We start from the raw sequence: 21,271 nt of genomic DNA, 5'->3' as shown, positions 1-21,271 counted from the left end.
ATTATCTTCTGAGTTTGCTTGAACGATTACTGCAATTATTTGATGCTGACACGGGAAATCGTGCCGCCGGCAACGGTCGGCAAGTCCAGCTTGGCGCCGCGCAAAGTTGCCTGCACGACACCAGGCTTGCCCACCACCAAGGTGGCCGGACCGGTGATATCGAACGTTTCCGTACTGCCCGCCTTGACCATGCGCGAAATCAGCGGCGAGGTGCCGGGACGGCGAATTTCCACCCAGGAATCTTGCTCCACCTTCAGCACCAGCGCATTCGCGCCCACGGCGGCGGCAACGGCAGCCGCCGGCGGCGTGACGGCGGCCGTGGCCGCTGGCGTCACGGCTGGCGTCGTTGCCGGCGCAGCTGCTGGCGGCACGGCGGCGGCCGGCGCCGAAGCGATGGCGGAGGCCGGAGCGCCCGTCTGCGTATCGTTGCCTGGCGGCGGCGGCACGGAAATCAGGGGCACGGACGGCGACTGCACGGGCGTCAAATCCTGGCCCGGCTTGATCAAGGTCGTTTCCACGGGGCCCACTTCCGCATGCGCCGTTTCTTTCTCGACATGCGCGGACAGCAGGCTGGCCGGCACATAACCGAGCTTATAGGCGCCAAAGGCGGCCGCCACGACAACAGCCACGGCGCCGGCGATCCAGAGGGGAGTCTGGTTCGACGAACGCTGCGTCATCGACGGGAAGCGCGATTCGGAAAACGTGGCGGAAATCTCGCGCCGCACGGGCGCGGCCGGATCTTGCGCCGGCGCCGGATGGACCTCGATCATGGCCACCAGCGGCGCCGCGTCGAGGCGCACCACCTTGGCGTAGGCGCGCACGAAACCGCGCACTACGGCCACGTTCGGCAAAGCCGCCATGTCGCCCTCTTCCAACGCGATCACCTGGCGCGGCGCCAACTTGAGCTGGTCGGCCACCTGTTCCACCGGCCAGCCCAGCGCTTCGCGCTGCGCCTTCAACTGTGCGCCTGCCAACGCAAGATTGCCCTGGGGCTGCTGCTGAGGCGTTTCTGCCCACTCTGAATTCATTGGTATCCCTGTCTCACTCATCAAACGCCCCATTTTGATAAGCAGCATATTCGGGGGAGCCGGAATGGTGGTTGCGCAAATGCGCCCCCAGGCCAGCTTCCGCACCCGCATCCCCGAGCTTATGCTGCACCTTGATCCCGAGCCACAGCACATCGGCCGTCTGGCTCTCCATTGTTGCTATCCTGCCGAGCCGCTGCAAATAATAAGCCGCTTGCCGGTAGTCTTGCTGTTGGTAATACACGCGCACCAGGCCGGCGTTCGTCACTGCCACGTCCGGTGCGATGCGCACGGCGCGCATCAAATATGCGCCCGCACGCGGGTAATCGTTCAGGGCCAGGCTGCAAGCGCCCCCATTGTTGAGCGCTTTTTCCGGCGACACATACGCCGCATCGGCCAAGGCCGCATCGAAATACGCCAGCGATTGCGCGGCGCGTCCCGTCTGGCACAAAAACAGGCCGTAATTATTGCTCAACTCAGGATTGTGGGGCGCAAGGCGCAAAGCGTAAAGGAAATCTTTCTCAGCAGGCACAGTTTGCCGCTGGGCCGCGAGGATCAGGGCACGCACGCCATAGGCTTGCGCATCGTCCGGCGCCAGTTGCACGGCTTGTTCCGCTTCCGCCAGGGCCACGTCGAGCTGGCCTTGCGCATAATACGCGCTGGCCAGCTGCAAGCGCAGCGCGGCGCGCTCCTGCGTACTCGCCAGCGCCTCCTGGCGCAAGGCGGCGCCCGCATCGACGGGAGCGGAAGCACAGCCGACCAGCAGCACGGCCAGGCAAACAGCGGCCACAGCGAGCGAGCGTTGGTAAGCCATGCCTTCCCTCATCAGGAGCGGATTTCCACGATCTTGCCGAAATTGGCGCCAAATTTTTGTTGATACTCAGTCATCTTTTCCATGCGCTCCTGCACCCGCGTGCGGTCCTTGACTTCGCCGGCCAGCTGGCCGCAGGCCGCATCGATATCGTCGCCGCGCGTCTTGCGCACGGTGGTGATGATGCCGCCATCCATCAGCACCTGGGCAAAGGACTTGATGCGCGGGTTTTTCGAGCGGAACAGGCCCGACTCGGGGAAAGGATTGAACGGGATCAGGTTGAACTTGCAGTTCACGCCGAACTCGCGGTCTTGCACCAGCGCCAGCAGTTCGCGCGCGTGCTCGTCGCTGTCGTTGACGCCGTCCAGCATGCAGTATTCGAAGGTGATGAAATCGCGCGGGGCGAATTCCAGGTAGCGCTTGCAGGCCGCCATCAATTCCTTCAGCGGGTATTTCTTGTTCAGTGGAATCAAACCGTCGCGCAAGGCATCGTTCGAGGCGTGCAGCGAAACGGCCAGGGCCACCGGCACTTCCTGCGACAGTTTGTCCATCATCGGTACCACACCCGACGTCGACAGGGTCACGCGGCGGCGCGACAGGCCGTAGGCGTTGTCGTCGAGCATCAATTTCAGGGCCGTGACGGTCGGCTCAAAGTTCAGCAGGGGCTCGCCCATGCCCATCATCACCACGTTGGTGATCTGGCGCTCGCCTTTCGGGCCCGGCTCGATGCCCTTGGTGCGGCGCAATTCGAATTCCGCCATCCACAGCTGGCCGATGATCTCGCCCACGGACAGGTTGCGGTTGAAGCCTTGCTTGCCCGTCGAGCAGAAACGGCAATTCACGGCGCAGCCGGCCTGGGTCGAGATGCACAGGGTGCCGCGGTTTTCTTCCGGAATGAACACGGTTTCCACGGCATTGCCATTGCCCACGTCGACCAGCCACTTGCGCGTACCGTCCGTCGACGTGTGGTCGCTGATGATGGCCGGGGCGCGCACTTCGGCGCGCGTGGCCAGCTTGTCGCGCAGCGACTTGGCCAGGTCCGTCATGGCGTCGAAATCGGAAGCGCCGAACTGGTGTATCCAACGTTGCAATTGTTTCGCACGAAACGGTTTCTCTCCCAACTCGGCGCAGTAGGCGATGAGTTGCGCGGGATCAAGGTCCAGCAAGTTGGTGAGGGTCGTCGTATTCATGATCATGTCTATTCTAAAAATCCGTCCCCGCGCGCATCCGGAGCGAAAACTCCACAGCGCAGCGGGAACAGGGGGTGATAAGTTATTTCACAGATAACGCCAGGAAATAACGTTATCTAAGGCAATTAAGCCTTCAGTTCTGGGAAGAAGTAAGCGATTTCCACTTTAGCAGCTTCGACAGCGTCGGAACCGTGTACGGCGTTAGCGTCGATCGAATCGGCGAAATCGGCGCGGATCGTGCCTTTTTCTGCTTTCTTCGGATCGGTCGCGCCCATCAGGTCACGGTGGGCCAGAACGGCGTTTTCGCCTTCCAGGGCTTGGATCATGACTGGACCGGAAACCATGAAGTCGACCAGATCCTTGAAGAAGCCGCGTTCTTTGTGCGCTGCGTAGAAGCCTTCAGCTTGTTCGCGCGACAGTTGGGTCATGCGTGCTGCAACGATTTTCAGGCCAGCGTTTTCAAAACGGGAGTAGATTTGACCGATTACGTTTTTTGCAACTGCGTCTGGTTTGATGATCGACAGGGTGCGTTCGATTGCCATGTGTGAAAACTCCAATAAAAAGTAAGGTTTAAAACGGTAAATTGATAACTCAATCAACCTTTGATTTTACCATACTCCACCCCATATCACCCAGACAGGCAGGGGGCATCTTGCCGCCCTGCCCCCGTTTAATGAAATCTTAAGCTGCTTTTTTGGCAAATTCCGGCCCTCATGCTATCCTTGGGCAAAGCAGTAATTTGAATTGACAACACGGAGGCACTATGAATCAGAACATGCAACGCACCTTTGACCTGTCGGGGGGCATGCAGCAAGTCCGCCATCAGGTCTTGCGCAACACTTACTGGCTGCTGGCGCTGTCCATGATCCCGACCGTGCTGGGCGCCTTCATCGGCGTGCAGATGCATTTGCCGATGCTGACCGGCGGCATGGGTTTCATCATCTTCATGGCCGTCGCTTTCGGCTTCATGTACGCGATTGAAAAGACCAAGAACTCGGGCCTGGGCGTCGCCGTCCTGCTGGGCTTTACCTTCTTCATGGGCCTGATGCTCACGCCTATCCTGACGCGTACCCTGGGCTATTCGAACGGCGGCATGCTGATCATGACGGCATTCGGCGGCACGGCCACCATCCTGGCCGTGATGGCGACCATCGCCACGGTCTCGAAGCGCGACTTCTCCGCCATGGGCAAATGGCTGTTCGCCGGCGTGATCGTGCTGATCCTGGCATCGGTGGCGAACATCTTCCTGGGCCTGTCGGCACTGTCGATCGTGATCTCCATGGTCGCCATCGCCATCTTCTCGGCTTACATCCTGTATGACGTGCAGCAAATCATCAACGGCGGCGAGACCAACTACATCTCGGCCACCCTGCGCATCTACCTGGACGTGTACAACATCTTCACCAGCCTGCTCTCCTTGCTGGGCTTCGCTGGCGGCAGCCGCGACTAAGCGCTGCGCTTATGCGCATGAAAATAAAAGCCGACCCACGGGTCGGCTTTTTTACGTCTGCAGCTTCACTTCACCTTTTCCGCCACCTCCAGCAGGCAGGCGCGGGCGCGGTCCAGGGTCGGGTTGTCGCGCTGGGCCGCATACACGGCGTAGGCGGAATGCGAGAATTCGGGCGCGTCGCGCACGCGGAACAGGAGGCCCGCATCGAGATAGGGCTGCGCGCTGCCGATACGGAAGTAACTGGCGCCACCCACGTCCAGCAGGTAGACGAGCGCCAGCGGCCCCAACGAGATCGAGATGGGAGGGCTGCTCAGCTCCGGATACGCGGCCTGGTGATTGGCGGCGAAGCTGGGGCCCCAGTCCACGTACACATACGTATCGGCCTGCATCTGGCCGTCATCGCGCGTGGTCACCATCACCAGCTTTTCCTCGGCCAGCAATTCGCTGGCCAGGCCCGGACGCTGGGGCGGGTTGTACAGCACGGCCAGGTCGAGCGAGCCATCGTGCACGGCGTCGAGCAGGCGCGCGGGACTGTCGACTTCCGCGCGCAAGGCGATCTCGGGACAGTCGCGGCTCATGCGTATCAGCCAGTCGCCGAGCAGCGGCTGCCACAAGCTCAACTCGCAGCCGATGCTGACGGCGTCGTCGCGCCCCGGCGGCAAGGCCACCTGGTGGCGCGCCCGCTCCCACACCTGCACCATGGTGGCCGCGTGGCGCATGAAGCGCTCGCCGGCCGGCGTCAGGCGCGCGCCCGCCTTGTTGCGCACGAACAATTGGCGCCCCAGCTGCTGCTCCAGGGTACGGATGCGGGCGCTGACGGCCGTCTGCGTCACGTGCATGCGTTCGGCGGCCATGATGAAGCTGCCGCAGGAAGCCACTTCCAGGAAGGTACGCGCTTGATTGATATCCATCAATCCATCATATCAGTTGCCGCACATCTCAACTGACACGCTCATAGCCGCCCAATACGCCCTGTTTCGACAAGACCCATTGCCACAGCTGCAAATCGCGCGCGCGGAAGGCGCCCGCGCAGGACAGCAGATAGTATGACCACATGCGGTGGAAGCGTTCGCCCAGCTGGGCGGCAAAGCGGGGCCACGCCTGCTCGAAATTCGCATGCCAGGCCATCAGGGTCTTGTCGTAGTCGGCGCCGAAGTTGTGCAAGTCTTCGGCCACAAATAAATCGTCCATGGCGTCGCCGATCTGGCCCAGCGACGGCAAGTCACCGTTCGGGAAGATGTATTTGTCGATCCACGGGTCGCACGTGGAATGGCGCTTGTTCTTGCCGATCGTGTGCAGCAGGAACAGGCCATCGTCTTCCAGGCAGCGGTGCGCCACTTCCATGAAGGTGCGGTGGTTCTTGTGGCCCACGTGTTCGAACATGCCGATGCTGACGATGCGGTCGAATTTTTCATCGGTGTCGCGGTAATCCTGCAGGCGGAAGTCCAGGCGCTCGCCGCCCGGCATGCTGCGCGCATACGCGGCCTGCTCCTTCGAGATCGTCACGCCCACGCACTGCACCTGGTATTTCTCCGCCGCATAGCGCATGAAACTGCCCCAGCCGCAGCCGATGTCGAGCACGCGCATGCCCGGTTCCAGCCCGAGCTTGCGGCAGATCAAATCGAGCTTCGCTTCCTGCGCCTCGGCCAGGTTGCCGGCATCCTTCCAGTAGCCGCACGTATAAGTCATGCGCGGATCGAGCATGGCCGCATAGAAGGCATTGCCCAGGTCATAGTGTTCCTTGCCCACCATCCAGGCGCGGCGCTCCGTCTGCAAGTTGAACAGGCGCGCGTACAGGGCGTGAAAGGCCAGGCGCATGGGGCGCACATCGTCGGCCACCCTGGCGCGCAGCAAATGGCAAAAGAATTCATCGAGCTGCTGCGCATCCCAGTCGCCATCCATGTACGCTTCGCCCAGGCCCAGGTTGCCGCTGGCGAAGGCGCGCTCCGGCACGCCCGGTTTGCGCAGCTGCATGTCCCAGGCGGCGCGGCCATTCAAATGGATGTCGGCCTTCGCCAGCAATTCGGCCGCTTCGCGCGTCAGCCGCGTGTCCACGGTGATTTTCGGTGTTTGCTGCAACTGCATTGCTGCTTGTGTCGTGTGCTGCGTGTTCATGCCCTGCCGCCTCCAGATGGTTGTCGGTGCTGGCGCGCGCCGGCAAATCCCATCAGCGGCCCGGCTCCGCGCCAGCCATAAAATTATCCGCCCGCCATCGCCATCTGGATAATGAAACATCATGGTCATTCATATCAAAATAATTGCTGCAAAATGATTTGAATCAATTATTTTGTGGAAATATTTTATACAAGTATGGCCCCGTAACATGCAAAAAGCCGCCCGTAAGGCGGCTGTTCGCGGCAGGTTCGCGCCATGCGGCGCCACGATCAAAAGTCGTGATTCGATGGATACTTGCTGTAAAAATCGTTATCCCATTTGAAATTGGTAAACGCCACCGTCATCGATACGTCGAGCGCTTCGACGAAATGCCAGCAGCCGACGGGCAGGAACAGGATCTCGCCCGGCGCCAGCACGCATTCGCGCACTTGCACGTCGGCCATCAGCGGGTAGCGCCGCAGGTCGATGTCGCGCCCGTCGACGGGCGTAAAGCAGTGGCGCTGGTTGTACACGCGCGCCACCTCGCAGGCGGCCATGATGCGCAGGCGCTTGCGCCCCTTGACCTGGGCCATGAAGTTGTTCGTCAGGTCGTGGTGGAATGGCGTCACCGTGCCGGCCGGGCCGAACCACAGGAAACCCGTAGGCCCGCCACCCTGTTCCAGGTATTCGGGCAGCTGGCCGATATCGTCCCACAGCTCGCGCAAGGCTTGCCGGTTCTGCGAATTGTTATTCGCCGTCATGTAGAAATCGTTGGTCGAGCCGCTGGCCTCGACCAGGCTGGCGTACTCGCCGAACGCCATCTTGCGCTTGTGCGCCACGCTGTTCATTTCATACTGGGCATCCGCTTCGCGGCCGAACTGCACTTCCACCTCGCGCTGCGCGTAATGCTCGCGGAAATATGCCGGACTCCATTTGCGCAGGGCGGGCCAGTCGTCCATCATGCCCGTGATGATGACGGGCTGGTTGGTGGAATAGTATTCGTCCAGGAATTCCTGCGCGGACAGCCTGTCGCGGCGGGGAATCTCGGGGGTGCGCAGGTGGTTCAGCTTGCGCTGGATGTCGATCACCCAGTCGCGCTTGGCCAGGCGGTTCGACAGGCGCACGGCGCCGGCCAGGTAGGGACTCTGCAGCGCCAGCTCGATTTCGCGGCGCGCCAGGGGCTCCGCGATGCCGGCCTGCTGCAGCACCGGCATCAGCGCCGACGGATGGCTGCCCAGCATGAGGTTTTCCGCGATCCAGCTGCGCCACTCGCGGCTCAGCTCCTGCTCCTGCTGCTCCTGTTGCTGCTTCTGCTTGACTCCGAATGTCGATACCGCCGCCATCGCCCGCCTCCCGTGTTTTTATATGAATACACGGCCGGACAGCATGGCTATCCGGCCGCGTCTTACGCTACATCAACATTACCGCACTTTCCACACCTCGGTTGCCAGCACGCCATTCGCGTCGCCATCGAGTTCCCACGAGAACGCGCCGCGCAAGCCCTGGTCCTTGACGTATTTCACCTTGGTGCCGATGACGGTCGGATCGTCATAGCTCCACCACTGGCCGCCCGCACCCGTGTACAGGTACAGCTGCTTGGTCACGGGATGGTAGTAGCGCGTGCCGGCCTTGGCGACGAGGATTTTATAGTCCTCGATGCCCGACTCGTAGGTGCCCGGCGCCGTGCCCGTGGCCGCCTGGTACAGGCCATCGCCATTCGGCCCCGGCGCCACGCCCGTCCAGCCGCGGCCATAGAACGGTATGCCCAGCAGCAGCTTGTCGCGCGGCACGCCGGCGGCAATCATGTACTGCACCGCCTTGTCGCCCACGTATTCGCGCGCCATGCCCGTCGATGGATCGGCAGGGTCGGCAAACAGCTGGGCGTTGAAGTTGGTGCTGTTTTCCCATCCGCCGTGGAAGTCGTAGGTCATCAGGTTGATCCAATCCATGTACTGCGAGTACAGGGCCGGTTCCGTGTTGTCGATCTTGTCCTTGCCGGCACCGACCGCGGCCGTCAACAGGTAGCGCTTGCCGTTGGCTGCGCCGAGCGCATCGAGCTGGGCACGGAATTCCGCCATCAGCAAGGTGAAATTGCGCTTGTCGTTGGGGCTGACCGTGTTGTACGGCTGGCCGCCGCCGACCGGATATTCCCAGTCGATGTCGATGCCGTCAAAGATATTCGCCGCCGCGCCCACGCCGCCGCGACCGCCCTGCACCGGCAGGTTGCCCTTGATGTAGATGTCGATGCACGAGCGCACCATCTGCTTGCGCAGCGCATCCGTGGCGGAACCGACGGAGAAGTTCTTCGACCAACTCCAGCCGCCCAGCGAGATGAACAGTTTCAAGTTCGGGTGCGCCGCTTTTAGCTTTTTCAACTGCAGGAAGTTGCCCGACAACGGTGCGTCCCAAGGAATCGCCTGGCCATCGACGGTGCGTTTCGGCGTGCGGATGTAGTCGGCCTCGGCATCGCCGCCCGTACCCGCATCCGGCGAATTCGGATTCGTCGCACCCGGCTCCGTCTTGGTGATCATGGCGCATTCATAGCCGCCGTTTTTCGGATAGATATTGCCGAAAGCGTAGTTGATGAAGGTCAACTTGTCGGCCACGCCGCTGGTATGCACGTTCGCCACTTCATAGTCGCGGCCATACACGCCCCATTGGGCGAAATAGGAACCGACTTCGCGGCCCGTTGGCGTCGGAGTTGGCGTCGGCGTCGGCGTCGGCGTCGGTGTCGGTGTTGGAGTAGGCGTCGGTGTCGGTGTCGGCGTCGGCGTCGGTGTCGGCGTCGGTGTCGGTGTCGGCGTGGTGCTGCAGATCTCCAGGCTGGTCCATGGCTTGCCCGTGCCGGCGGCGCCGCTGCTGGTCGACGGATTATCGCCCTGCGTCCAGTAATTGGCGCGGTAATTCGTGCCCGCATAGCTGACGGTGGCGCCCGCGCTGTAGGCCGTGCCGGCCACCCACGCCAGCGCGCACGTGCCGCCGGTCGGCGTTGGCGTCGGGGTGGGCGTCGGATTCGGGGTAGGCGCCGGTGTCGGCGTGGGTGTGGGCGTCGGGGTCGGCGTTGGTGTCGGCGTAGGCGTTGGCGTGGTGCCGCCATCGCACGTGCCGCCTGCGCTCCACAGGCTCGGCGTGGCGACGGGGTTCCAACCCGAGCCCACGTGATCGGTCTGCGTCACCAGGGCCGTGTAGTTGGCGCCCAGGTAGGTGACCACCGTGCCCGCGTTATACGTGCCGCCCTCTTGCCACGGCACGCACGCGACCACCGTGCTGGCCGCCAGCAATTGCGAACCGGCCGGCGCGCCGGCGTCACCACCGCCGCCGCAGGCCGCCAGCACGCCACCGCTGGCCAGACACACCATCATGTTCCTGATCGTTTTCTTGAGTATTAAATTTTCCACGTTGTCTCCTGTTCAGGTTTGCGGAAATACCACTCTGCTTCAATGAAAAAGCTACCCTGTGATTTTGTTTTTTGCAGTTGCAAGAACAGCATGCTGCTGAAAAAATAGGCGGTCAAGTGGTTTTGAAGTGGCCTCAAAGTGGGCAATACCACTTTACGCAGAAAGCATCACGGCGGAGACGGACGGCGCGTTGTCCTACTGGACAAGCAAAAAAACGGCAGGGGAAAGATGAAAAAAGACGCTGGATCGGGAAAAGACAGACCAGTTTTATAACACGCTGTAAGTGGTATTGCCGTGGAGTCAGGAGAAAAGGCAGAATTTGTGTAAGCGCCGTGAATAGCCTCGGCGTGCCTGAAAAACGTTCAGAGCAAGGCGCCTTGCCGAAGACAGTACGAATAGTACGGCTAGGCAAGGCAACGCAGCTATGGACGTTTTTCTACGTTCAGGGCAAGACGCCTTGCCAAAGACAGTACGCAAGTACGGCTAGGCAAGGCAACGCAGCTATGGACGTTTTATCAGGTGTGCCCTCAGATCAAATCAAACACCGCCATCGATTCCACGTGAGAAGTATGCGGGAACATGTTCACCACGCCCGCCTTGCTCAGCACATAGCCGGCTTCCAGCGCCAGGATGCCGGCATCGCGCGCCAGGGTGGACGGGCTGCACGACACATACACGATGCGTTTCGGCAGCAGGTCCGGACGCACTTGCGACAGGCCGACCAGCGCCTGGCACAGGGCCATGGCGCCATCGCGCGGCGGGTCGATGAGGATGCGGTCGAACTTGCCCAGCGCGATCAGGTCGTCCGTCGTCACTTCGAACAGGTTGCGCGTGGAGAACGAGGTTTTTTCCGCAAGGCCATTGGCCAGCGCGTTTTCCAGCGCCCGCTCCGTCAGGGTGGTGCTGCCTTCGATGCCCACCACTTCGCTGCCTTGCGTGGCCAGCGGCAAGGTGAAATTGCCCAGGCCGCAGAACAGGTCGGCCACGCGGTCCGTCGGCTGCACTTCCAGCAAACGCAGGGCTTTCGATACCAGCACGCGGTTGATGTGGTGGTTCACCTGGGTAAAATCGACGGGCTTGAACGGCATCTTGACGCCGAATTCCGGCAGCAGGTAGTGCAATTGCTTGTCCAGCGGATAGAACGGCACGGCCGTTTCCGGGCCTTTCACCTGCAGCCACCATTGCACGCCGTATTCGTCGGCAAAGGCCTTCAATTTCGTTTCGTCATCCGCCGTCAATGGCGCCATGATGCGCAAGACCATGGCGGTGACGTCTTCGCCCACGGCCAGCTCGATCTGCGGCATCTGGTCGAAGATGGACAGCGAAGCAATCAATCCGCGCAGCGGCAGCAGCATGGCGGAGATGTGCGGCGGCAAGATTTCACAGCTATCCATGTCGGCCACGAACGCCGATTTCTTTTCATGGAAGCCCACCAGCACGGCGTCTTTCTTCTTGACGTGGCGCACGGACAGGCGCGCGCGGTAGCGGTAACCCCACGTCGGGCCATACATCGGGCGCATGATGCTTTGCGGACGCACCTTGCCGATATGCCACAAGTTGTCTTCCAGCACGCGCTGCTTGATCGCCACCTGCGCCGACGGCTCCAGGTGCTGCATCGAGCAGCCGCCGCAATTGTCGAAATGCTTGCACTTGGGCGTCACGCGCATGGACGATTCGCGGTGCAGCGCCGTCATGCGGGCCATTTCCCAGTTCTTCTTTTTCTTGAACGTCACAAAGCTGACGCGCTCGCCCGGCAACGCGCCTTCGACAAACACGACCTTGCCCGGCGAGCCGTCTTCGTTCTCAATATGGCCAACGCCACGGGCGTCCATGTCGAGCGATTTGATTTCGATGATATTTTCTTGCATAGCGATCAATAGGTAAGAGTGGGCCAGGACGCAGGGCCGCGCTGGAACTTGAAAGAATGGGGGAAAGGTCAGGCGCCGCGAGCGGGGCGTATGATAGCAGATCGCGACAGGCAAAAGCCGCTCAAGCCCGCACCGGGCAGCAAGCCTGAGAAAATGCGCAGGGCAAGGCGCGTGGCCGAAGACAGTACGCCAGTACGGCGAGGCCATGCAACGCCGCCATGGGCGTTTTATCAGACTTGCTACAGCAGGGAGTCGCGCACGACGCCGCGTGCCGCCATGGCCCGTTTGAGCTTGATCAAGGCTTCTTGCTGGATCTGGCGCACCCGCTCGCGCGTCACGCCCATTTCCTCGGCCAGGGTTTCCAGGGTAGCAGGGTCATCGTTGTCGAGGCCGAAACGGCGCATGATGACGACGCGCTGCTTGTCGGGCAGCTTGGTCAGCCAGTCGCGCACCAGCACCGTCATTTCATGGTGTTCCGCGCGCGCGTCGGGGCTGTCTTCGCTGGCGCCGGGCAACATGTCCATCAGCGACGATTGCGGGTCGTTGTCGAGCGGCGCGTCGAGCGAAGTGGCGTGCTCGGACAGGGCCAGGATATCCTGCACCTCTTCCACGGGACGGCCCACCAGATGGGCGATATCTTCCGCGGTGGCATCCTTGCCGTCGTGGTGCTGGGCTTCCAGGTGGTACTTGCCGCGCAGAATTTGATTCAGTTCGCGCACCATGTGCACGGGCAGGCGCACCGTGCGCGCCTGGTTCATGATGGCGCGCTCGATGCTCTGGCGTATCCACCAGGTGGCGTAGGTAGAGAAACGGAAACCGCGCTCTGGCTCGAACTTGTCGATGGCCCGCATCAGGCCGATGTTGCCTTCCTCTATCATGTCGAGCAAGACCACGCCGCGGTTGATGTAGTGTTTGGCGATCGACACGACCAGGCGCAGGTTGTGCTCGATCATGGTTTGCCGGGCTTCGAAATTGCCCTGCTTGGCGAGGGTGGCGTAATGCACCTCTTGCGCCGCCGTCAGCAGGGGCCGCGTGCCGATCTGGTTCAGATAGTGCTGGGTGGTATCGGTCGACAGCTCGGCCGCCAGCACTTTTTTCAATTCATCGACACTTTCGACCAGCACGCTGACGCTGGCCACCTCGCCGCCTTCGCCCGCGTCGACGGCGTCGATGCCGTCAAGTTCGCCGGCATCGTCCGTCACGACTTCGTCTGCCCCGTCTTCCGGCAGTTCCGGGTCATCGTCCAGCTGGTCGTGCGGCGCGTGTGTCATTGCTTTACCTAACGGTTAGGCAGGAATTTCGAAGGGTCGACAGGCTTGCCCTGCTGGCGGATTTCAAAGTGCAGCTTCACGCGGTCGGCATCGGAATCGCCCATTTCGGCGATGGCCTGGCCTTTGTTGACGTTCTGCCCTTCCTTCACCAGGATGCTGCGGTTATGCGCATACGCCGACAATAAACTATTACTGTGCTTCACGATGACAAGATTACCATAACCACGGATTCCGCTCCCGGCATACATGACTTTTCCCGCGCCGGCGGCCACCACTTGCTGGCCCGCCTTGCCGGCGATATCGACGCCCTTGTTCTTGCCTTCGTCGAAAGTACCGATGACCTTGCCTTCGGAAGGCCACATCCAGCTGATCTTGTCGTCGCCAGGCGCCGATGCCGCAGGGGCTGCCGCGGCGGCGGCCGGTGCGGCGGCGACGGTTGCCGCCGGGGCTGGCGCAGGCTTGGCGTCGCCCGTGCCGCCATCGGCACGCAATTCGGCCAGGGTGGCGTCGGAATACGCACGCTTCTCGCCGCGCGGGCCCGTTTTCTTCGGTACGACAGGCGCGGCCGGCTTGACTTCCGTCGCTGGCGGCATGACGATGGCCGACGTTTGCGCGCCGCCCGTGTCGCCATTCGGCGGCAACACGCGCAGCACCTGGTCGACCTTGATGTCGTTCGGGTTGCTCAAGTCATTCCAGGCCACCAGGTCGCGGTAATTCTGCCCGTGCTCGAGGGCGATGCGCAGCAGGGTGTCGCCACGCTTGACCGTGTAATAGGCCGGGTCGCGGTCGCGCGGATCGCTGGCGGCGGCGCTGCTGCTCGAGGGGTGGCGCTCGACGACGGGCGCCTGGACGCCCGTCGTGCCGCAACCGCTCAACAGCGCGGCCAAGGTGATGCCACATAGAAGTATGTTACTTTTCTTAATCATTCGCATGTATTTATATGTCCTGCTTGCTAGCTGATCCGGGGATCATATGGTGCCCGGGCGCAAAGGTACGAAATGGCAATCTTCCAGGGTTTGGCTAGTCCATTCCATTTTCCCCACCCGGGTAATGAGTTGTAAGTGTTGCAATTTAGCCCCCACCGGCGCAACCAGACGCCCGCCGGGCGCCAGCTGTTCCAGCAGGGCTTGCGGGACTTCCAGGCCGGCTGCGGCAAGGATGATCCCGTCGAAGGGCGCCGCCTGCGGCAGGCCAAGCATACCATCTCCGTACTGCAAGCGCAGATTCGACACGCGCAGCGGGCGCAAATTCGCCTTCGCCAGCTCGTGCAGGGGCCGGATGCGCTCGATCGAATACACCTCTTTCGCCACCAGCGACAGCACCGCCGCCTGGTAACCGCAGCCCGTGCCGATTTCCAGCACGCGCTGCAACGCCCCGCCCTGGCGCATCACTTCGATCATGCGCGCCACGATGTACGGCTGCGAAATGGTCTGGTGGTGGCCGATGGGCAGCGAAGCGTCGATATACGCCTGCGACGCCAGCGCCTCGTCCATGAACATGTGGCGCGGCACGGCTTGCATGGCGTCCAGCACCACCTGGTCCTTGACGCCCTGTTTCGCGATGCGCGCCACCATGGCACGGCGCACGGCCTCCGAAACGAGCGGATTTTGCCGCGGCGGCGACACCGCCACCGGCTGCGCCCGCTCATTGGCGATGGCCTGGGCCCGCGACGGGGCGATAGGCACAGCGCCATGGTGCGGCGCCCCGCCGCGCGCCGCGCTCTGCGCCGCATTCTGCGTGGCCGTCTGCGGCGTGGCGATCCTGGACTGGGCCAGCGACTGCCCCCCGCCCTGCCTGGCGGGCTTGCCGGCCAGCGAATCGAGGGACAGGGGGAAGGTGCGCGGCTTATCGGTCATGGTTGTCGGTCATCGTGAGCGGTCATGCCAGGCCTTTTGCCAGTGCATCGAGTTGGGTGGTATGGGTCAGGTCGATCTGCAACGGCGTGATCGATACTTGCCCATGTTCAACAGCATGGAAGTCCGTGCCCGGCCCCCCTTCCTTGGCGGCGCCGGCGGGGCCGATCCAGAAGATTTCACGGCCGCGGGGGTCGAGCGCGCGGATCACGGGTTCGGCCGAATGGCGCTTGCCCAGGCGCGTGGCCACCACGCCTTGCATTTGCTCGTAAGGAATCGCCGGGATATTCACGTTCAGCAGATACGGTTTCTGCAAGGCGTCAAACTGGCGCTCGACGATTTCCCTCGCCACGCGGGCGGCCGCGTCCAGGTTGGCCCAGCCGAACTGCGACTGGGAAAAGGCGATGGCGGGAATGCCGAACAGATAACCTTCCGTGGCGGCGGCCACGGTACCCGAATACAGGGTGTCGTCGCCCATGTTGGGGCCGTTGTTGATGCCCGAGACCACCAGGTCGGGGCGCTCGATCAGCATGCCCGTCAGCGCCACGTGCACGCAGTCGGTGGGCGTGCCGTTGACAAAATAAAAGCCGTTGGCGGCCTTGTGCACGGACAGGGGCCGGTCCAGGGACAGCGAATTGGACGCGCCCGAACGGTTGCTGTCGGGCGCCACCACGACGATGTCGGCAATAGGGGCGAGCGCGTCGGCCAGGGCCGCCAGGCCAGGCGCCAGGTAGCCGTCGTCGTTACTGATAAGAATTCTCATAACGAGATTTTACCTGAAGCAATGCCAACACTGCGCGTACCGCACGCCGATAGACTGCATTATTTGTGCCGCCGCGCGGACATGGCGCGCAGCATCAGCGCTGCTCGATGCGCGCCTCGGACAGCGCCCCTTCCAGCGCCTGCACTTCATCCTCCTGCAAGGCCAGCAAGGCATTCAAATCACCTTGCAATTTGTACATTCTTTTCAGCTGCGCCATGCCGCGCCGGCGCAGCTTGCTCGGCACGCCCGGACGCAGCAGGCAAGACTTCAGATGTTCGGCCAGCTCACCCGCCTGCGCATACTGTTCGCGCTCGATCATGCCTTGCAGCATAGAGATCATGCTGGCCAGGGTCTCCGGCTCGGCCCCTTCGTGCCCGTTGGCGCGGCCGGCCAGGATGGTTTCCTGCAAATGCCGCGCGCCGTCCAGCACGCTGTCCGCATGTCCCGTGACGGGTGCGTTCAAGAGCCGGTCACTGCCGCTGAGCACGGCGTCTTCCAGCAGGCGCGCCGCCGCGCTGTCGCCCTGCTGCTGCAAGGTGCCCGCCAGTTGCGTCTTGCTGTGCAAGGTATCGAGGTGGTCTTCGCCCAGCAGGCGCGCATGCACTTCCAGCACCTGCTCCTGCACGCTGCGCGCCGCATCGAGTTCACCGCGCCGCAGCAGCGCCTCGGCCAGCTTGCGCTGGCTCATCAGGGTTTCCGGATGATCGAGCCCGTGCGTGCGCTCGCGCGCCGCCACCTGGTCTTCGTGCAACTGGCGCGCGCCGGCCCAGTCGCCCTGCCCGGCGACGATGTCGGCCAGCAAATCGCGCGTGGACAGGGTGGCCGCATGGTCGCTGCCCAGGCGCCGCTCCTGCGCCTGCAGCACGGCAGCGAACAGGCGCCGCGCCCCTTCCAGGTCGCCTTCGCGCCCCAGCGCCTGCGCCAAGGCCAGCTTGCTGCGCAAGGTATCGCCATGCTCGGCGCCGAACAGGCGTTCGCGCGCAGCCACCACCGTGGCCAGCACTTGCTGCGCCTGCGCCAGCCGGCCCATGCGCAGCAAGGTGGCGGCGCGGCCATCCATCGCTTCCAGGGTCAGCGGATGCTCGCCGCCCAACTGGCGCGCGTAGCTTGCCAGCACCGTGTCCTGCAGCAGCAGCGCCGCCGCCAGTTCGCCCTGCAGCAACAGGGTTTTCGCCAGGCAAGCCCGGGCGGCCAGGGTGTCGGGATGTTCGCTGCCCAGCACGCGTTCGCGCACGTCGAGCACGTCCTCTTCCAGGAAGCGGGCTTCCTCGAGCTTGCCCAACTGACGCAACAGGCGCGCCATGCCGCTCTTGCACGCCAGGCTGTCGGGATGCTCCTCGCCCAGCAGGCGCACGCGGATCTCGACGCTCTGGCGGAAGGCATCGAGCGCCTGTCCGCTGCGGCCATCCTTGCGGTACAACTCGCCCAGGCGCGCCAGGTCGCGCGCCAGCGGCAGGGCCACGGCGCGGCCCGGTTCGGCCTGCAAGGCCTGACGCGCTTCGCTGATGGCGCCCAGCAAGGCGATTTCACGGCTCGATTGCCAGGGGAAGTAGCCGCCCGTCAGCCAGTGCAAAAAGGCTTCGAAGGTGCGCGTGAGGGAAAAGCGGTCGCCGCCCTGATCGATGCGCACGGCCAATTGCTCGCCATAGGCAAATGTTTTCGTCTGCTGCAGCTGGACTTCGTCGAAATAACTGTCGAGGGCGATCTGCGGCAAGCCATACGAGCTGCGCAACAGGCGCTCGAACATGGGCTGGAAGCCGGCGATGCCCTTGTGCGCGTCGCCGCGGCGCCACTCGGCGCGCTGCGCGCCGTCGCCCATTTCTATGCGCGAGGGCAAGGGGTACACGAGCAGCGGGCGCTGTTCGTCTTCATGGCTGCGGCGGTACTCGATGGCTCGCGTGACGAGCGCGTCGACGCCCTCCAGGCTTTGCCGGTTCGGCGTGAAGACCACCACCAGCTTTTTCGGCAGCAAGGTGGTGCAGATGCCGGCGCTGTCCGTGCGGCCCGTGCGCGAATCGACCAGCACGTAACGGAAATGCTGGGCCAGGGTATCGGCGAAGCAGCGGAACAGGGCCGGGCAACTGTCGAACAGCTGATCCCAGCGCATCTGCGCCAGGCGCTCGCTGTAGCTGGCGTCGAAGCGCCCCGCGCGCATCAGGTACAGCGGACTGCCCTGGTCGACGCGCACCACGTACTGCTGCCAGTCGATGGCGTCGAGCACGCGCTGGGCCAGCGCCGCATCCTCGCGCCCCCCATCTTCCCGCCCCCTGGCCTGCGCGCCGGCGCGCGCGCCCGCCGTTTCCAGGCTGATGCGCTCGAGCTGCTGGCGGCACGCCTCGAAGAACTCGAGCACGCCCGGTCGCTCCTCGTGCTGTTCGAAATAATGGTGCAGGCCCGGCGCTTCCATGTCCCAGTCCAGCATCAGCACGGGCACGCTGGCGTTTTCGCGGCGCGCCAGCAGCACGGCGATGTTCGACAGGGCCATGGTGCGGCCGGTACCGCCCTTGTAGGAGTAGAAGGTGACGACTTCGCCAGGGGCGCTCAAAGGCGGCAGGGAGAGGCGTTGGCATTCCATGACAGGACCTTTTACGTGATTAACGTGGAAAGTGGGGAGGCGGAATGGCGCGCCATTCCGGCGGAATAGCGGGCAACACAAAACGGCTGCAATCGTGGCCGGGCGGTGTTGACCGCTTGAGCAAGTGGTAATGCGTGGCGATGCGCTGCACGATGCGTTCGATGTCGGGCAGGTATTGCGGATTCGATTTCAGGTCGCCGCTGGCCAGGGTATAGCCGGAAAAATCCACGTACAGCCCCGATTCCGTGATTTGCGGCGGCAAGCCGTCCGGATGGCGCGTCATGATGATGGGAATGATCAGGTGGCTGGGCAAGTCGTACCAGGCGCGCCGCTCCTGCTCGATCAGTTGCATGGCGGCAAATTCGCGCCGCGTGTAGCCGTGCGCTTCATATTTGGGCGTGTACAGCACGATCATGCACACGCTCTGGCACATGGCGCGCGCCACGCGCAAGTCGATATCGTCGCCGCCCCCCAGTTGCTCGCTGTCGATGAACAGGACTTCCTCGCGGTCCAGGTGCGGTTCCAGATAGCAAGCCAACGCCTCGATGAGGTCATTCTTGAACTTGTTCATGAACGCATATTGGCCGTGCGCGTAGCTCAAGAAACAGCCGTAGCGGATCTCCATGGCATCCCCCTGTTCCCCGTGCGGCCCTGCCATCGCCGCGCCTTGACCCTGCAAGGCATGAGCTCACTGTAGACCGCTCGGCAACAAGCCTGTTTGCGCTGGCGCAAAGATGTGTCTGGCGTCCTGGACATGTGGAAAAATGCCAGAAACTGGCGCGATCGCGCCGATTCCTGGCATGCGAGGCGCGCAAGCGGGCGCCGCGCGAAAGACGCCATGTGATTGATAACAAAGGGAAATATGCCGGCGCGCGGGTGGCGCCGGCAGGCAGGACTTAAGCGAGGACTTAAGCGCCCTTGGCGGGCAGGTTGCGGAAGAACTCCACCACTTCGGCGGTGTCGCGCGTGCGCTTGAACGGCGGCAGGCTTTGCCAGATACGCTTGCCGTACGGCTTGGAAATGAGGCGCGGGTCGCAGATCATCAGCACGCCCCGGTCGCCCTCGTCACGGATCAGGCGGCCCGCGCCCTGCTTCAGGTTGATGATGGCTTCCGGCAGCGAATGGTGCATGAAACCGTTCTTGCCCTGCTTTTCCATCACTTCGATGCGCGCCGCCAGCACGGGATCGTCGGGCGGCGCGAACGGCAGCTTGTCGATGATCACGAGCGACAGCGCGTCGCCGCGCACGTCGACGCCTTCCCAGAAACTCTGGCTGCCAATCAGCACGCCATTGCCGGCCGCGCGGAACTGGTCCAGCAATTCCGTGCGCCCCTTTTCTCCCTGCACGAACAGGGGGAAATTCAAACCGCGCTGCTTGAATTCGTCGGCCAGGCGCTCGGCCGCGCGCTTGACGGCGCGCAAGGTGGTGCACAGGAAGAAAGTGCGCCCGCCCGCCGCCTCGATGATGGGCAAAGCGCAGTCGATGACGGCGTCCGTGTAGCCCAGCGAGTTCGGTTGCGGCAGGTTTTGCGGCACGAACAGCAAGCCTTGCTGGCCATAATCGAACGGGCTCGGCCACGTGTGCGACGGTTCGCCCGTCAAGCCCATCTGTTCGGAAAAATGCTTGAAGTCGTTCTTCACGGCCAGGGTGGCGGACGTGAAAATCCAGCTGCGCGGCGTGCCTTCGCGCTGGTTGTTGAAGATGGGCGCGATCGACAATGGTGTTTTATGCAATTGCAAGGAGCTGGAAAACGCTTCCACCCAGAACACGGCTTCTTCGCCGGCCGCAACCTTGGCTTTCGGATCGAACTTCCAGCCGCTCAGCTGCTGCGCCAGTTCGACGCCGCGCACGCGGCACTGCTCCAGCGTTTCCGCCCGTTCCGCCTGGGTTTCCAGCACGGCCACCATGCCGTCGAGCTCATCCTTGAGGGTGTCGAGCGCGGGGAAAAAGTCGCTCGAGGGGGCGATCTGCGGCAAGGACAGGCGCACGATATCCTGCGGGAAGGTCAGGCGCAGGTCGCGTGCCGCCTTTTCCACCACCGTGACGGTCTTGGCCCAGTCGATGCCGCGCGCATGCGCGAGGCCTTCGGCCAGGACGTCGCGGCACAGCTCCAGGATTTGCGACGTCGACACTGTATTGCCAAAAAACAAAGTGGCCGTATCGGGCAACTGGTGCGCCTCATCGAAGATGATGGTGTTGGCCGAGGGCAGCAATTCCGCCACGCCAGTATCCTTCAGGGCCACGTCGGCAAAGAACAAGTGGTGGTTGACCACCACCACGTCGGCCTGCTGGGCTTCCTTGCGGGCCTTCATGACGAAGCAATCCTGATAATACTGGCACTCGGCGCCCATGCAGGTGTCGCGCGTGGACGTCACCAGGTTCCAGATCATGGCGTTTTCCGGCACCTTGGTCAGCTCGGCCTTGTCGCCCGAGCTGGTCATCTTGATGAAGCGCGAGATTTCGCGCAGGTGGCCCACGTCGTCGCGCGACGTCATGCGCCCGTTTTGCAGGGTGCGTTCCAGGTGATAGTGGCAGACGTAGTTCGAGCGCCCCTTCAGCAAGGCGACGGACACGGGCGCCTGCAGCGCGGCGCGCACGGTGGGGATATCGCGCAGGAATAGCTGATCCTGCAAGTTTTTGGTACCGGTGGACACAATGGTCTTGCCGCCCCACATCAGGGCCGGCACCAGGTAGGCGAAGGTCTTGCCGGTGCCCGTGCCCGCCTCGGCGATCAGGGTCGTCTGGCTGTCGATGGCGCTGGCGATGGCTTTCGCCATTTCCGTTTGCGATCGGCGCGGCTTGTAGCTGCCCACGGCCGGACCGAGCGGGCCGCCGGCGCCAAACAGGCGCTCGATGTCGGCATCATGCTTGCCAGGCGGCGCCTGGAGCTCGGCGGGCAGACTGGCTGGCAGATCGGCAGGCTGGCCATCTGGGCTTGCGGGCAATAAATTGTGATCGGTCAAAATATACTTA

Annotated in this window: 17 protein-coding genes; 1 reads left to right on the top strand and 16 read right to left on the bottom strand. The window is 63.0% G+C overall.

Annotated elements, in window-relative coordinates; all coding sequences use genetic code 11:
* Positions 1 to 35: 35 nt before the first annotated feature.
* The 4 genes from OX459_RS05720 to ndk form a co-directional block, all read right to left on the bottom strand.
* On the bottom strand, positions 36 to 974 hold the full coding sequence (locus OX459_RS05720; RefSeq protein ID WP_354669649.1) for a helix-turn-helix domain-containing protein: 939 nt from the start codon (positions 972 to 974) through the stop codon (positions 36 to 38).
* A 67-nt stretch (positions 975 to 1,041) separates the two neighbouring features.
* Entirely contained in the window at positions 1,042 to 1,839 is a 798-nt protein-coding gene (pilW, locus tag OX459_RS05715; RefSeq protein ID WP_289904162.1) for a type IV pilus biogenesis/stability protein PilW, read from the bottom strand.
* Between the two features lie 11 nt (positions 1,840 to 1,850).
* On the bottom strand, positions 1,851 to 3,026 hold the full coding sequence (gene rlmN, locus OX459_RS05710; protein ID WP_289904161.1) for a 23S rRNA (adenine(2503)-C(2))-methyltransferase RlmN: 1,176 nt from the start codon (positions 3,024 to 3,026) through the stop codon (positions 1,851 to 1,853).
* Positions 3,027 to 3,151: 125 nt separating this feature from the next.
* On the bottom strand, positions 3,152 to 3,568 hold the full coding sequence (ndk, locus tag OX459_RS05705; RefSeq protein ID WP_034752036.1) for a nucleoside-diphosphate kinase: 417 nt from the start codon (positions 3,566 to 3,568) through the stop codon (positions 3,152 to 3,154).
* Positions 3,569 to 3,789: 221 nt separating this feature from the next.
* Here ndk and OX459_RS05700 point away from each other — a divergent pair, with 221 nt between their 5' ends.
* Complete coding sequence (locus tag OX459_RS05700; protein ID WP_034752039.1) at positions 3,790 to 4,476, top strand: Bax inhibitor-1/YccA family protein; 687 nt, start codon at positions 3,790 to 3,792, stop codon at positions 4,474 to 4,476.
* 65 nt (positions 4,477 to 4,541) lie between these two features.
* On the opposite strand, the gene OX459_RS05695 is transcribed toward OX459_RS05700, so the two are convergent.
* The 12 genes from OX459_RS05695 to OX459_RS05640 all read right to left on the bottom strand — a co-directional run bounded on the left by OX459_RS05695 (position 4,542) and on the right by OX459_RS05640 (position 21,210).
* On the bottom strand, positions 4,542 to 5,387 hold the full coding sequence (locus tag OX459_RS05695) for a LysR family transcriptional regulator (RefSeq protein ID WP_289904160.1): 846 nt from the start codon (positions 5,385 to 5,387) through the stop codon (positions 4,542 to 4,544).
* A gap of 28 nt (positions 5,388 to 5,415) precedes the next feature.
* Positions 5,416 to 6,561 (bottom strand): cyclopropane fatty acyl phospholipid synthase, encoded by a 1,146-nt coding sequence (cfa, locus tag OX459_RS05690; protein WP_289904821.1) that lies wholly within the window; start codon positions 6,559 to 6,561, stop codon positions 5,416 to 5,418.
* 299 nt (positions 6,562 to 6,860) lie between these two features.
* Entirely contained in the window at positions 6,861 to 7,913 is a 1,053-nt protein-coding gene (locus tag OX459_RS05685) for a cupin-like domain-containing protein (RefSeq protein ID WP_289904158.1), read from the bottom strand.
* Positions 7,914 to 7,991: 78 nt separating this feature from the next.
* Positions 7,992 to 9,968 carry a glycosyl hydrolase family 18 protein gene (locus tag OX459_RS05680; protein WP_289904156.1) on the bottom strand — a complete coding sequence of 659 codons (1,977 nt, stop codon included), beginning with the start codon at positions 9,966 to 9,968 and terminating at the stop codon, positions 7,992 to 7,994.
* Positions 9,969 to 10,495: 527 nt separating this feature from the next.
* Entirely contained in the window at positions 10,496 to 11,836 is a 1,341-nt protein-coding gene (gene rlmD / locus OX459_RS05675) for a 23S rRNA (uracil(1939)-C(5))-methyltransferase RlmD (protein ID WP_289904154.1), read from the bottom strand.
* Positions 11,837 to 12,075: 239 nt separating this feature from the next.
* Positions 12,076 to 13,107 (bottom strand): RNA polymerase sigma factor RpoS, encoded by a 1,032-nt coding sequence (gene rpoS / locus OX459_RS05670; protein ID WP_077407335.1) that lies wholly within the window; start codon positions 13,105 to 13,107, stop codon positions 12,076 to 12,078.
* 8 nt (positions 13,108 to 13,115) lie between these two features.
* Complete coding sequence (locus OX459_RS05665) at positions 13,116 to 14,033, bottom strand: peptidoglycan DD-metalloendopeptidase family protein (RefSeq protein ID WP_289904153.1); 918 nt, start codon at positions 14,031 to 14,033, stop codon at positions 13,116 to 13,118.
* A gap of 42 nt (positions 14,034 to 14,075) precedes the next feature.
* Positions 14,076 to 14,963: a protein-L-isoaspartate(D-aspartate) O-methyltransferase gene (locus tag OX459_RS05660; RefSeq protein WP_251350503.1), complete on the bottom strand. Its 888-nt coding sequence runs from the start codon at positions 14,961 to 14,963 to the stop codon at positions 14,076 to 14,078.
* Between the two features lie 22 nt (positions 14,964 to 14,985).
* Positions 14,986 to 15,723: a 5'/3'-nucleotidase SurE gene (gene surE / locus OX459_RS05655; protein ID WP_034789072.1), complete on the bottom strand. Its 738-nt coding sequence runs from the start codon at positions 15,721 to 15,723 to the stop codon at positions 14,986 to 14,988.
* Between the two features lie 94 nt (positions 15,724 to 15,817).
* Positions 15,818 to 18,298, bottom strand: a complete 2,481-nt coding sequence (locus tag OX459_RS05650) for a tetratricopeptide repeat protein (RefSeq protein WP_289904152.1) — start codon at positions 18,296 to 18,298, stop codon at positions 15,818 to 15,820.
* A 19-nt stretch (positions 18,299 to 18,317) separates the two neighbouring features.
* Positions 18,318 to 18,923 (bottom strand): toll/interleukin-1 receptor domain-containing protein, encoded by a 606-nt coding sequence (locus tag OX459_RS05645; protein WP_035820738.1) that lies wholly within the window; start codon positions 18,921 to 18,923, stop codon positions 18,318 to 18,320.
* A gap of 283 nt (positions 18,924 to 19,206) precedes the next feature.
* Positions 19,207 to 21,210: an ATP-dependent DNA helicase gene (locus OX459_RS05640; protein WP_289904820.1), complete on the bottom strand. Its 2,004-nt coding sequence runs from the start codon at positions 21,208 to 21,210 to the stop codon at positions 19,207 to 19,209.
* Positions 21,211 to 21,271: the final 61 nt, after the last annotated feature.

Origin of the sequence: Janthinobacterium sp. SUN026, from assembly GCF_030397625.1 — a bacterium.
GTDB classification, from domain to species: Bacteria; Pseudomonadota; Gammaproteobacteria; order Burkholderiales; family Burkholderiaceae_D; genus Janthinobacterium; species Janthinobacterium kumbetense.
This window is presented reverse-complemented; position numbering and strand designations above follow the sequence as displayed.